General features: G+C 45.9%; 14 protein-coding genes. 10 read left to right on the forward strand and 4 right to left on the reverse strand.

Going from position 1 to position 13,267, the window contains the following annotated elements; translation table 11 throughout:
• Nucleotides 1-17 precede the first annotated feature (17 nt).
• The 5 genes from Q1V85_RS13690 (at nt 18) to Q1V85_RS13710 (ending at nt 5,227) form a co-directional block, all read left to right on the forward strand.
• Nucleotides 18-1,109 (forward strand): chorismate mutase, encoded by a 1,092-nt coding sequence (locus Q1V85_RS13690; RefSeq protein WP_300600832.1) that lies wholly within the window; start codon nt 18-20, stop codon nt 1,107-1,109.
• A 97-nt stretch (nt 1,110-1,206) separates the two neighbouring features.
• A complete protein-coding gene (aroB, locus tag Q1V85_RS13695; protein ID WP_300600833.1) occupies nt 1,207-2,223 on the forward strand; it encodes a 3-dehydroquinate synthase in 1,017 nt (338 codons plus the stop codon).
• 106 nt (nt 2,224-2,329) lie between these two features.
• On the forward strand, nt 2,330-3,676 hold the full coding sequence (aroA, locus tag Q1V85_RS13700; protein ID WP_300600835.1) for a 3-phosphoshikimate 1-carboxyvinyltransferase: 1,347 nt from the start codon (nt 2,330-2,332) through the stop codon (nt 3,674-3,676).
• 174 nt (nt 3,677-3,850) lie between these two features.
• Entirely contained in the window at nt 3,851-4,849 is a 999-nt protein-coding gene (locus Q1V85_RS13705) for a chorismate synthase (protein WP_300600837.1), read from the forward strand.
• Between the two features lie 111 nt (nt 4,850-4,960).
• Nucleotides 4,961-5,227, forward strand: coding sequence for a GlsB/YeaQ/YmgE family stress response membrane protein (locus Q1V85_RS13710; RefSeq protein ID WP_300600839.1), 267 nt, complete (start codon nt 4,961-4,963; stop codon nt 5,225-5,227).
• Nucleotides 5,228-5,454: 227 nt separating this feature from the next.
• On the opposite strand, the gene purU is transcribed toward Q1V85_RS13710, so the two are convergent.
• Nucleotides 5,455-6,288: a formyltetrahydrofolate deformylase gene (purU, locus tag Q1V85_RS13715; RefSeq protein ID WP_300600840.1), complete on the reverse strand. Its 834-nt coding sequence runs from the start codon at nt 6,286-6,288 to the stop codon at nt 5,455-5,457.
• Between the two features lie 70 nt (nt 6,289-6,358).
• On the opposite strand from purU, the gene bshC reads away from it, so the two are divergent.
• The gene (bshC, locus tag Q1V85_RS13720) at nt 6,359-7,960 is read left to right on the forward strand and encodes a bacillithiol biosynthesis cysteine-adding enzyme BshC (protein WP_300600842.1); all 1,602 of its coding nucleotides are present in this window, start codon (nt 6,359-6,361) and stop codon (nt 7,958-7,960) included.
• 148 nt (nt 7,961-8,108) lie between these two features.
• Here the strand turns inward: bshC and purE are convergent, their stop codons facing one another.
• Complete coding sequence (purE, locus tag Q1V85_RS13725) at nt 8,109-8,624, reverse strand: 5-(carboxyamino)imidazole ribonucleotide mutase (RefSeq protein WP_300600844.1); 516 nt, start codon at nt 8,622-8,624, stop codon at nt 8,109-8,111.
• 176 nt (nt 8,625-8,800) lie between these two features.
• On the opposite strand from purE, the gene Q1V85_RS13730 reads away from it, so the two are divergent.
• From Q1V85_RS13730 to Q1V85_RS13745, 4 genes are all read left to right on the forward strand, one after another.
• Nucleotides 8,801-9,274, forward strand: coding sequence for a hypothetical protein (locus Q1V85_RS13730; protein ID WP_300600846.1), 474 nt, complete (start codon nt 8,801-8,803; stop codon nt 9,272-9,274).
• Nucleotides 9,271-9,798, forward strand: a complete 528-nt coding sequence (locus Q1V85_RS13735; protein ID WP_300600848.1) for a hypothetical protein — start codon at nt 9,271-9,273, stop codon at nt 9,796-9,798. Before Q1V85_RS13730 ends, Q1V85_RS13735 begins: the two co-directional genes overlap by 4 nt.
• 124 nt (nt 9,799-9,922) lie before the next feature.
• Nucleotides 9,923-11,107 carry a nicotinate phosphoribosyltransferase gene (gene pncB / locus Q1V85_RS13740; RefSeq protein WP_300600850.1) on the forward strand — a complete coding sequence of 395 codons (1,185 nt, stop codon included), beginning with the start codon at nt 9,923-9,925 and terminating at the stop codon, nt 11,105-11,107.
• A gap of 297 nt (nt 11,108-11,404) precedes the next feature.
• On the forward strand, nt 11,405-12,088 hold the full coding sequence (locus tag Q1V85_RS13745; RefSeq protein WP_300600852.1) for a murein L,D-transpeptidase catalytic domain family protein: 684 nt from the start codon (nt 11,405-11,407) through the stop codon (nt 12,086-12,088).
• Between the two features lie 42 nt (nt 12,089-12,130).
• On the opposite strand, the gene Q1V85_RS13750 is transcribed toward Q1V85_RS13745, so the two are convergent.
• Together Q1V85_RS13750 and Q1V85_RS13755 are read right to left on the reverse strand one after the other, a co-directional pair.
• Nucleotides 12,131-12,583 carry an SRPBCC domain-containing protein gene (locus tag Q1V85_RS13750; RefSeq protein WP_300600854.1) on the reverse strand — a complete coding sequence of 151 codons (453 nt, stop codon included), beginning with the start codon at nt 12,581-12,583 and terminating at the stop codon, nt 12,131-12,133.
• Between the two features lie 38 nt (nt 12,584-12,621).
• Entirely contained in the window at nt 12,622-13,116 is a 495-nt protein-coding gene (locus Q1V85_RS13755; RefSeq protein ID WP_300600856.1) for an SRPBCC domain-containing protein, read from the reverse strand.
• Between the last annotated feature and the right edge of the window lie 151 nt (nt 13,117-13,267).

Raw genomic sequence — 13,267 nt, forward strand, 5'->3', positions numbered from 1 at the left:
AAAAATTCACAGGAAAAATGAAAACTCTTGAAATGACGGATAAAGAAAAAACAAAACAGGTATGGGCAAAGCGCCCGATCATCATCAGCGGGCCCTGCAGCGCTGAAACAGAAGAGCAGGTTGTAGCCACAGCGCAGCGTCTTGCTGCTACCGGCAAAGTAGATGCATTGCGTGCAGGCATCTGGAAACCCAGAACCAAACCCGGTATGTTTGAAGGAATTGGTGCCAAAGGGTTACCCTGGTTGCAGGCTGCAAAAAAAGCCACCGGTCTGCCAACAGCAGTTGAAGTAGCCACAGCCAAGCAGGTAGAAGATGCGCTGACGTTTGATGTAGACATTTTATGGGTTGGCGCACGTACCACAGTAAACCCGTTCAGTGTACAGGAAATCGCCGATGCCTTAAGAGGAGTGGATGTACCGGTACTGGTAAAAAACCCCATTAACCCGGACCTGGAACTGTGGAGTGGCGGTGTGGAGCGTATTTCCCGCGCAGGTATCAAAGATATTGGTTTGATCCATCGTGGATTTTCTTCCTACGGAAATACACAATACCGCAATGCCCCCATGTGGCACCTGGCCATTGAAATGAAATTACGTTTTCCCGAACTGTTGATTATAAATGATCCTTCCCATATCTGCGGTAACCGCGACGGACTGTTTGACGTAGCACAGAAAGCGATTGACCTGGATTATGACGGTGTGATGATCGAGTCGCATATCGATCCGGACAATGCCTGGAGCGATGCCAAGCAACAGGTAACACCGGAGCGTTTGAAAGAAATGCTGGAAGCCATTGTTTGGAGAAAAGAAAACAATGATAACTCTGCCTTGCAGGGCGGACTGGAAAAACTGCGTCAGCAGATTAACCACCTCGATGATGAAATGCTGCAGATCCTTTCCCAGCGGATGAAGATTGCTGATCAGATCGGCCAGTACAAAAAAGAAAACAACCTCACCATCCTGCAAACCAACCGGTGGCAGGAGATCCTGGATAAAATGATGGCAAAAGGAGAAAAACTGGGATTGAGCAAGGACTTTATCATGAAGTACCTGGATGCCGTGCACCTGGAAAGCATCAATCATCAGAAGAATGTAATGGACACTCAATAGTTCATTGTTTATAGATCATAGTTCACGGATCATCGTTCATGGCGTTCCATAAACGATGATCTGTGGACTATTAATCATTCACTATTCATCATCTGGAATGGAAAAAATTATAAAATTTTCAAACGCCTCCACGCATTTTTATTTTGATAGTTCCTTTAAAAAGGTAACAAAGATCACGGATAAAAAATCCCTGGTAGTGATCACGGATGAGCATATTTTTAAAGCACATCCCGCCGCTTTTAAAGGGTTAAATGTTATTGTGCTAAAACCCGGCGAAGCATATAAAGTGCAGGCAACCGTAGATGAAGTGATCGGCACACTGATCAAAATGGAGGCCGACCGGAAGACCGTGCTGGTTGGTGTGGGTGGAGGTGTGATTACAGATCTTACCGGTTACATTGCTTCCATTTACCTTCGGGGGATCCGTTTTGGTTTTGTGCCTACTTCTATACTGGCACTGGTAGATGCCTCCATTGGTGGCAAGAACGGAATTGATGTAGACCGCTACAAGAACCTGGTAGGAATCATCCGGCAGCCTTCTTTTATTTTACATGATGTGTCGTTTTTGCAATCCCTTCCTCAAAGCGAATGGGAAAACGGTTTTGCAGAAATCATCAAACATGCCTGTATCAAAGATGCTGCTATGTTTAAACAGCTGCAGCAGGAATCCCTCACTGCGTATCAAAAAGATAAAAAGAAACTCAGCAGCCTCATCCAGCGCAATGCCCTCATTAAAACGAAAGTGGTGCAAAAAGATGAATTTGAAAAAGCCGATCGCCGGCTGCTGAACCTTGGACATACCATTGGACATGCCCTGGAAAAAGAATATGAACTGATGCACGGGCAGGCCGTGGCCATTGGTACTACTTATGCCTGTCATATTTCCGAACAATTAAGGGGCTTTTCGCAGACAGCAGATGTGGTGGCATTGCTGGAACAATACCAGCTGCCAACCTATGCCGCTTTTGATAAACAAAAGGTCTTTAACGGGCTGAAGATGGACAAAAAGCGGGAGCAAAAAGAAATGAATTTCGTGTTGCTGGATAAAATCGGGAAAGCGGTGGTAACACCCATCCGGATGCAACAGCTGGAAAAAATAATAAATAAACTATAAAGGCTAAACGCTGAAAGCTAAAGGCTGAATGCTGATAGCTGACGGCTGATAACTGAAAGCTGAAAACTGATAACTGATAACTGAAAGCTAGTAACTCAACGCTCAAATGAATATAACCATACATCCTTCAAAATTATCCGGCAATATTTACGCCGCAGCTTCCAAAAGCTCAATGCAGCGGGCCTGTGCAGCAGCCTTGCTGTCAACACAGAAAGTGATCATTAAGAATCCTGGGCATAGCAATGATGATATTGCTGCCATGGGCATTATAAAGGCGTTGGGTGCAGAGATCACAGAAATCGATAAGGAGACCATTGCAGTAGAAAGCCGCTTTTTAAAGGATTCAGCTCAGATTGTATCAAAAGAAGATGCGGTAAATTGTGGTGAAAGCGGTTTAAGCATCCGGATGTTTACGCCCATTGTGTCGTTGTGCAATAATGAAGTGTTGATTAACGGAGAAGGCAGCCTGGTAACCCGGCCAATGGATTTCTTTGATGAAATACTGCCGCAGTTAGGTGTATCCATTACCTCCAACAATGGCAAATTGCCGTTACAAGTAAACGGGCCGTTACAGCCAAAAAATATTACGATCGATGGTTCGTTAAGTTCACAGTTCCTTACCGGGCTGTTGATGGCATTTGCCGCAGCCCCGGTTGCAGAACCTGTAACCATCCGGGTAAACGACCTGAAAAGCCGGCCCTATATTGATCTTACGCTGAACGTAATGAAACAATTTGGATTACAGGTACCCGAAAACAAGAATTACGAAACGTTTACATTTTCCGGAGAAAAACCTGGAACTTCAAACCTGAAACCTGAAACAATCAATTATACCGTTGAGGGCGATTGGAGCGGGGGCGCCTTTTTGCTGGTTGCCGGGGCGATTGCCGGCGATATTCATGTACGGGGCTTGCAACAAACGAGCACGCAGGCCGATAAAAAGATCCTGGAAGCGCTGATGGCGGCCAATGCAGGCATTGCCATGGATGCAAAGGGCATTACCCTGCATGCAGCGCCCATGACGGCCTTTGAGTTTGATGCCACGGATTGTCCGGACCTGTTTCCGCCGTTGGTGGCCCTGGCTGCCAATTGTAAAGGTGTTACCGTAATTAAAGGTGTGAGCCGGCTGGCCCATAAAGAAAGCGACAGGGGACTGACGCTCCAGGAAGAGTTTGGAAAAATGGGGATCCGCGTAGAACTCGACGGGGATCTGATGCGGGTACAGGGCGGCCCGGTTAAGGGAGTCCTGGTTCATTCCCGGCACGATCACCGCATCGCCATGGCTTGCGCTACTGCCGCTTTAAAAGCGGATGGCCCTGTAACCATTGAAGAGGCAGAAGCCATCAATAAATCCTACCCCGATTTCTATGATCATTTAAAAGAACTGGGCGCAACGGTTACCGGTGGATTGGAATACCGGAATGCGCTGAATGAGATTTATTCAGGGGAGTAGGCAATAGGCAATGGTGAATAGGTAATAGTGAATAGGGAGTGGTAAATAGTGAATGGTAAACAGGGAGTGATGAACGGCTTGCCTGGTAAATTCATACCTGAAAATTGATCGCTGAACACTGATCGCTAATAGCTGAAAACTGATGACTGATAACTGATAACTATAACAACAACAATGAACGCATTCGGACAATTATTCAGGGTACAGATCTTTGGGGAATCGCATGGTGAATGCGTGGGCGTAGTGGTGGATGGCATTCCTGCGGGACTGGATATACCGGTGGAAGATTTTCTTCCGGATATGGAACGCCGGAAAGGAGGGAACCAAAAAGGTGCTACCCCAAGAAAGGAAGACGATATCCCGTTCTTTAAGAGCGGTGTATTTAACGGCAAAACCACCGGCTTCCCGGTAATGATCTATTTTGAAAATAAGAACACCCGTAGTGGTGATTACGAGAAATTAAGAAGCTTTCCCCGGCCGGGGCATGCCGATTTTGTAGCCCATAAAAAGTTTGGCGGGTTTGAGGATTACCGCGGGGGCGGACATTTCAGCGCGCGGCTGACCACCGGTTTGGTCGCTGTTGGCGTGATCGCTAAAAAATTACTCCGGGATATTTCCATTGAAGCAAAGATCACGGAAATCGGCGGAGATCCGGATCCGGAGCGGGGATTACAGAAAGCTATTGAGGCCAAGGATTCCGTAGGAGGGTTGATCGAATGCCGCGTAAACGGACTGCCGGTAGGTTTAGGTGAGCCCTATTTTGATTCGGTTGAATCGGTATTGGCACAGCTCCTGTTTACCATTCCTGCTGTAAAAGGCGTGGAATTCGGGGCAGGCTTTGCCGCTGCAAAAATGTTTGGTTCACAGCACAACGACCCCATTGAAAACAACGAAGGCAAAACGACAACCAATAATGCCGGTGGCATTGTAGGTGGAATAACCAATGGCAACGAGCTGGTTTTTCGCATCGCCATAAAACCAACGGCTTCCACACCCAAACCCCAGCACAGCCTGAATTGGGAAACCGGGCAGATGGAAGATTTTTCCGTAAAGGGGCGTCACGATCTTTGCGTGGCCCTTCGGGCACCGGTGATTGTAGAGGCTGTTACCGCCATTGCGCTGGTCGATTTAATGATGCAGGCGGGAAAAATAAGCCGGGTTATTGGTGAATAACCGGTTGATAACGATGACCTTCCTTAACGGTAAATTGTTTTTTTGGCATGTTTTTTTGTATTAACTTTAAAGGACGAAAACTTTATTTCACCTTGTTAAAACAAAAAAACTATGGGTAGTATTTTATCGTGGATCATTTTTGGATTGATAGCAGGTGCTATTGCTAAAGCCTTACACCCCGGTAAAGATCCCGGCGGGTGGATCGTGACCATTATCATAGGTATTGCCGGAGCCTTTGTGGGCGGATGGATCGGCACACAGGTACTGGGCATGTCTATTAATGGCAACTGGTCCTTCAAAGGATTTGCTTTTGCCATTTTGGGAGCTGTTATTTTACTATGGCTCTATGGGATGATCACCCGGAAAAAAGGAGTCTGATAAGGTTGCCCTCTTTTAACAATATAGATCCCGCTTTCAAAGCGGGATTTTTTTTGCAAGTGTATCCGGCGACCAGGCTAACAGTAAGGCAGCATAGGATGTTCTCCCGGATTCGCACAGACGGCTATTGTTAAGTTGCCCGTACTTAAGTCTTTGTACATCCGTGAAATCTGTGAGCAAATAACATCTATGAGAAGATCAGCAGGAAAACGCCCCCCAGGCGCGGCTTAATTTTCAAATACTACCGTTTTATTCCCATCCACAATCACCCGGTCCTGCAATACCAGTTGCAACGCCTTTGCTAAAACCGATTCTTCAATTTCCTTTCCCAGGGTCACCAAATCCTTAACAGAGTGGGCATGATTAACCGGAATGATCTGCTGGGCGATGATGGGACCTTCATCTAATACATCCGTGACAAAATGGGCTGTTGCACCAATCAGTTTTACCCCCCGCTCATGTGCCTGCCGGTAAGGACTGGCCCCCACAAAGGCTGGTAAAAAAGAGTGATGAATATTGATGATCCGGTGCGGATAGGCCGCCACAAACCCGGAAGAAAGGATCCGCATAAATTTTGCAAGGATGATATAGTCGAATTGGTAGTTGTGCAGTACTCCAGATACGGCCGCCTCAAATGCCTCCTTTGTACGGTCCTGGTGATCGATATAATGAAAAGGAATGTCAAATTTATCAGTGAGCGACCGCAGGGTTTCATGGTTGCCGATCACGCATTCCACGGAAGCTCCCAGGGTGTTGAAATAATTCCGGAGCAGGATATCCCCTAAACAATGATATTCTTTTGTAACCAGCACGACCACCTTTTTTTTAACAGCCGTATGAATAAAGATCGAACAGTTCGGCGGCAGTACTTTTAGCAACTGCGCTTCTACATCAGCGGCATCAAAATTTCCTTCCGTTATTTCCAGCCGGAGGTAAAAACGGTTCACCTCTACATTCACATATTCCCGCATGGAGATGATATTGAGATCGGCATCGGCCATTACTTTAGAAATCGCAGCTACCAGACCTACCTGGTCGGTACATTGTATTAAGATGATCATTCGCTAAAAATAAAACTATTTCACTTTAAAAATGTTATTGTATTTTCATTTTGGATTGCAATATCAATGTATGGACTGTAAGACCCAACATCTTTCTTACGAGGAAACCGGTTTTTTTAGCAAACTGGTATCAGACTATTTAAATGAAGAAGCCCGGCTGAAACCTTTTTATGAGGAGTTCCCTTCAATGGCAGCCATTGGAGCGGCTATCGGACGCAGGAAAAAAGTGTCAACCAACCGGGCATCGCTGGTGCGTGCATTGCAACAGCAATACAGTGCGGTTCCGGTTTCGGATAAGGTAGCTGCCAACCTTGCCTTATTGGAAAAGGAAACCACTTTTACCACCATAACTGCGCATCAGCCCAATATTTTTACCGGTCCCTTTTATTTTATTTATAAGATCCTGCACGCCATACGGCTTGCGGAGCAAAGCAAAGAACAATATCCCCAATATGATTTTGTGCCGGTTTATTATATGGGAAGCGAAGATGCCGACCTTGATGAACTGGGCCACCTCTTTATTGATGGACAAAAAATGGTCTGGAACACAAACCAAACCGGTGCTGTTGGAAGAATGAAGGTGGATAAAGCCCTGCTGGAACTACTGGACCGCATTGAGGCACAAACCGGCGTTGGACCTTATGGCGGCGAAATCGGCCAGGCCTTGCGAGCCTGTTATAAACCGGGTGTTTCGATACAGGATGCTACATTCGGCCTGGTACATTTTCTGTTTGCCCGTTATGGCCTGGTGGTGGTTATACCCGACAATGCCGGCTTAAAATCAATGGCCGCCGGGTTGTTTAAAGATGAATTGCGGAATGGACGGTCTGCAGGCATGGCGGCGGCCACTGCGATTCAATTAACGGATGCCGGTTATAAGGTACAGGCCCATAGCCGCGAGATCAACCTGTTCTATTTAACCGACCAGGGACGTCACCGGATCGAGCGTTCCGGAGATCGATGGAAGGTGGTAGACACATCTTATCTGTTTACAGAAGCGGAACTGATGGCTGAGGTGGATGAACACCCCGAACGTTTCAGTCCCAATGTGATCCTGCGCCCGGTGTTTCAGGAAATGATCCTGCCCAACCTGATGTTCGTAGGTGGAGGTGGCGAACTGGCCTATTGGACCCAGTTAAAAAAGATATTTGAATATTACGAAGTCCCTTATCCATTACTGGTGTTGCGGAATTCGTTTTTGTTGATCAACCGGAAACAGGCGGCATTGGTACAAAAGCTGGGTTATAAACCCGTTCAGTTATTCCGGTCGCTTCATGATCTTAAAAATGATTGGGTACGGGCACATTCCGAGCAAAAACTGGAGGTGGGAGCGGCGCTGGATCGCATCCGGCAGACGTATAGGGCTTTGAAGGAGCAAGCGGTTCCCATTGATGGCACCCTGCTGCAACATATTGATGCATTGGAAACCCATACTACAAAGCGGATTACTGAATTGGGCAAGAAAATGCTGCGGGCAGAAAAGCGCAATCACCAGGATGCTATGAACCAGGTAACAAAATTAAAAACGCAGCTGTTTCCATTAAACAATCTGCAGGAACGCATTGAAAACTTCATCCCGTTTTATGCGCAATACGGACCGGTATTGATCGATACACTGTACCAGTATTCATTAGGATTGGAGCAGGAGTTTGTGGTACTGGAAGCGGAGTAGCTTATTTCAAAGTGCTGAAAGCGCACCGCTAAAGGGCAAAAGCCTGTTTCAAGTTGAACGTTTAAAGTTTCAGGTTATACCGTTTTATACCCAATGCCCTGAAAACTGATAACTAAAAACTGAAAACTAAAAACTGATATTTCAAGCCTCAGGAATCAAATGTATTCGGTTGTCCGGATCCCTTTAACCGCGCTACTTTCTGCAGTACTTCAGCTTCCATTTCCTGTTTGTAATGTACCATCTTCTGATAAACGGCATCATCCGAAGTTCCGATGATCTGTGCGGCAAGGAGACCGGCATTTTTTGCGGCGTTAAGGGCCACGGTTGCCACGGGCACGCCATTGGGCATTTGTAAGATACTCAATACCGAATCCCATCCATCGATCGAATTGCTCGATTTTACCGGAACGCCGATCACCGGCAGGGCTGTAACAGAAGCCACCATTCCGGGAAGGTGCGCCGCGCCGCCCGCACCGGCAATGATCACTTTTAATCCCCGTTCCTTTGCCTTTTGCGCATAGCTGATCATGCGCAGGGGCGTGCGATGTGCCGATACCACCGTTACTTCGTAATCGATGCCCAATGCTTTTAAAACAGCTGCCGCCGGCTCCATTACCGGTAAATCACTGTCGCTGCCCATAATAATGCCTACTTGTATTGCCATGCTGCAAAGAACGGTAAAAAGCAGATACCGCGTAAACAGGCAGGGAGATTTTTGAGTTAGGGATACCTGGTTTTAGCCTTCAGCACTCAGCCTTTAGTTTTTAGCGTTAAGTGTCAGCGATAACATCATTGTTGATTAAAACTTTACAATTTATGTAAAGTTTTGTACATTTGTACATGGCTTTGGTTGAAGTAAAGACCAGGAAAAAGAAAAGGGTACGCATAACGCCAGTTGAGGATAAAGACTACAAAAAGTTGAGCAAGGGGCGGTATTATTTTTCGTGGAAGCCATTCAGATCTCTTACCGGAGTAATCGTATATAAACTCCAAATTGTTGACGAGGACGAGATACTTGGTGTAATGGCGCTGGTTGACGTTTCCAATGAAAGCCGGATTGAAATCCATTTATTAGCCTGCGCTAAAGAACATGTTGGCAAACATAAAGTTTATGATGGCATTGCCGGTCATCTTATAGCATTTGCCTGTCGCCTGGCTCTTAAACAATATGGAAGCAGCGCCTGCGTATCATTGGTGCCTAAAACCAGGTTGAAAATCCATTATATGCGGCAATATGGAATGTTGGATGCTGGTTGGCAATTGTTTTTGGAGGGTAAGGCCTTAAGCAATATTATTTTAAAGTATTTGTTATGAACACAAAAAAGAAAAGAGTAAAACATACATCCGGCGAATTGGCAGAGGCCTATATCTATCCGGTGACTTTAACAGCGGAACAAAGAAAAGAAGCCGGTAGTCAGCTAAAAACTGCAAGATCAAAAGTGCAGTCTGAAATGACTGCGGCCGATAAGTTGACTGCAGATCTTTTACAGCTCAGGTTTCAATTAGAAGATTATCTAAGCAGTGAAGAATTTGATCCTAAACTGAAATTTAGCTATTTCCTGAAAACCTATGTGGAGCTGTTAAATAAGAAAAGAAAGGTTTTTGCCCGGGAGATTAATATAGACGAAACTGAATTGAGCCAATTGATCAACGATCACCGGCCGCCCAGTGAGAATATCATCATACGTCTGGAAATACATTCTAATAAGGCAATACCCGCTGTTTCCTGGTATAAACTGATCGAACGGGAAAAAGAACATTATATTATTACCAATAAAACAATACGGATCAGAGAAGAAAAGAATGTATCAAACAGGCTTACGGTAACGATTGATTAGTACGGGAACAAATGTCGAAGCGCCTCCAGGAAAAATGGCTGAGAGCTGACCCCTGACAAATAAAGTCTGAAGACTGAAAACTGAAGACGATGCATATGAACAAAAAATTATGTACGTTTGAAAGATGAACACTGAAACGCTTTTTCCTTCTCCTTCGATCCTCGACAATGATTTTTACAAATTTACCATGCAGTGCGCGGTAGTGCAGCTGTTTCCGGATGTAAAGGCCCGGTATACATTTATCAACAGGGGCGCACATGTATTTCCCGAAGGCTTTGGCGATGCGTTAAAAGCACAGGTGGCTTCTATGGCTGGCCTGCAGCTCACAAAAGAAGAGCACCGGTACCTCACTGCCAGTTGCCCCTATCTGAATGCAGCCTATCTGGATCTGCTGGCCGGATACCGGTATGATCCGTCGGAGGTGCACATTGTGCAGGAAGGCGGCGAGGTGGAAGTTTCAGTGGAAGGGCATTGGTTCCGGACCATTCTCTGGGAAGTACCCCTGCTTTTTTTGATCAGTGAACTGTATTACCGGCTCACGGGGCAGGAACGGGCAGGAGATGAACAGGTGATCGGCAATACCATTGAAAAAACAAGCATTTACAAAGAACTGGATGTGCCGGTTGCAGAATTTGGCACCCGGCGCCGGCATTCTTATAAAGTGCAGCAACTGGTGGTAGACACCCTTACCAAACATGGGGGCAAAAACTTTGTAGGCACCAGCAATGTGCACCTGGCAATGCGTTCAAAAACAAAACCCATCGGCACACATGCACATGAATGGTTTATGTTTCATGCCGCTAAATATGGGTTTACCATGGCCAATGCATTGAGCCTGGAACACTGGACAGATGTATACCGGGGCGACCTGGGGGTAGCGCTTTCGGACACGTACACCAATGATGTGTTCTTTGAACAGTTTGATAAAAAGTTCGCCAAGCTGTTTGATGGTGTACGGCATGATAGCGGTGATCCCATTGAATATGCAGAAAAAGTGATTGCACATTACCAGGGGCTGGGGATCAACCCGGCGTATAAATTTATTATTTTTTCCGATGGATTAAATACTGAAAAAGTAGCAGAGATTACGCATGCGACCAAGGGGAAAATCGGTATTTCTTTCGGCATTGGTACCAACCTCACCAACGACGTGGGATTAAAACCCATGAATATCGTAATAAAACTAACGGCCGTTCAGTTCGACGGTAAGAGATGGGTGTCTACCGTAAAGCTTTCGGATGAAAAAGGAAAGCATACCGGCGAGCCCCGTATGATACGCCTGGCCAAAGAAGTTTTAGGGATTGAATAGCAGATATATATAAATTTAAGTATATTAAATGTTTCATTTAGGTTTTTTGTAACAGAAAAGCCCTTTTTCTGCCGTAACTTTGCCCCGGTTTTGTGGAGAAAAGTAGTGTGTTACTAAGTTGACTGCTTCCTCAGAACATCCGATAACTGTCGGATTTGAATGCTTCGTCGCTATATGATCTGCTGGATCATTTTAAACCTACGTCTGAATTTTTTGAGGAATTAAAAAAAGTATTTTTTAATGATGAGGGTTTTTATTGCAAAAAAAATAGTACCGCTGGTAATTTTAATTGTTGCTGTGACAAATATATCATGGCGTGCGCCCATGGCTCCGGTATCGGAAGAGATCAGCTTCGTACCCATGTATCGTATGTCTTTCGGGTGGACGGCCAACCGCCATCAGCTGATTTATGACAGCCTGCATCTGGATCTGAAAGGCCTTTCGGAAAAGGCGTTTACCTATGCACTGGAGGGGCTGGATGAGCTGAAGGAAGAAGGAAAAGTGGTGAATGATTCGGTGATTACGATCGTCGATTTCGATCAGCCCAGCACCAATAAACGGATGTATATCCTGGATGTTAAAAATTTTAAGCTACTTTTTAATACCTGGGCCGCGCATGGACGAAAATCCGGCACCCTGGTAGCTACCTCGTTCAGCAATACCATGTCTTCGAACAAAAGCAGCCTGGGTTTTTATCTGACAGATGAACCGTACTTTGGCGGAAATGGATATTCGCTAAAATTAAAGGGACTGGAACCGGGTTTGAATGATAAAGCCATGCAGCGGGCGATTGTATTACATGGCGCCCGCTACGTAAGCCAGTCAAGCATCAACGAGCTGGGATACCTGGGCCGGAGTTTTGGATGCCCGGCAGTACCTGTAGAGCTCAGTCAGCCTATTATCGAAACGATCAAAGAAGGTTCCGTATTATTCATCTATAACAGCAGCTACCATCCCCGGTTTTTTTATGACCAGGGATGATGCCGGGTGATAATTGCTTAACCGACCTGTTTTATAGCCGGATTAACTAACCTCTTTCGGGCTGGGTTTGCCGCTGCCATGATCAATCAGGTTTCGCAGACTGCCGGTAATATAATCAGACCAGGCGTTTGAGCAGGCGCTATAGCACTCTATTTCGGGATGCAGCCCCTTGTGTGTAAAACGAAGCTCGGTTTTACCTTTTTCTTCCGATATTTCAAAAAAGATCTGCGTATCGTTCCATTCCTGTTGGTTCTGCGCGAAATTGAGCCGGCTATCCGTAACCAGCCATACTACTTTTTTATTGGGGATCACTTCGGTTAATTGCTGCCGCGAATAATGCACATCACCAAAACGTACTTCAAATGCATCATCTTTTTGAAGTGTTGCTCCTTCAAGATTCTCGGTCCACCATCCACGAACATTGTTTACAGCATTGAATACCACTTCTGGCGTTTGGTCCGTTATAATCGAAACGGAATAATTACGATCATTCATACAGGGATTGTATTTACAGGGGTTATAAAAAAACAGGCTTATGCCGGTTGCAGGTTCCATTTTTTAAGCAGGGCCTCGTTAAAGCCGCCTTCCCTGGGGTTGGGCGCGCCCTTGCCGGTAGTGATGAGCTGGTACAAACTGTTTTGAATATAGTTGGTCCAGGCATCGTGGCAAATGGGATAGCATTCATCTGCCGGTACCAGGCCCTGGTGGGTAAACTGCAGTTGTGTACCGCCCTCCGCAGGGGCCATGTCAAAAATCACCTGGGTGCCTTTCCACTCGTTTTGATCGCTGATGAAATTGAAATAGTTGTCCAGCACCTGCCAAACCACCCGTTTATTGGGCACCACTTCAATAAGCTGTATTTTACAGATATGTACCTCCTTGTAATGATAGAGGAATACATCATTCAGCTGTGCGGTGGGGCCGGAGATCTCCTCGCTCCACCAGCCGCGTACATTGGTAACCGCCTTAAAGACCTGCTCCGGTGTGGCATTTACCCGGATGGTTGTAGTAAAACTGCTTGTTTCCATTGTTTCTTTTTTTAGGTTAAAAAACGGCTCATACCGGTGGCGCTGCTGTTGTAGCCCTGCCGGCCTTGAACACCCCACAAAGCTATTGTCTTAATATTGTATTTTCAGTGTGTGAAATGGACTTTAAACCGGGGATATTTGGACAGATAGG

This window comes from Niabella sp. (assembly GCF_030150205.1).
Classification (GTDB): Bacteria; Bacteroidota; Bacteroidia; order Chitinophagales; family Chitinophagaceae; genus Niabella.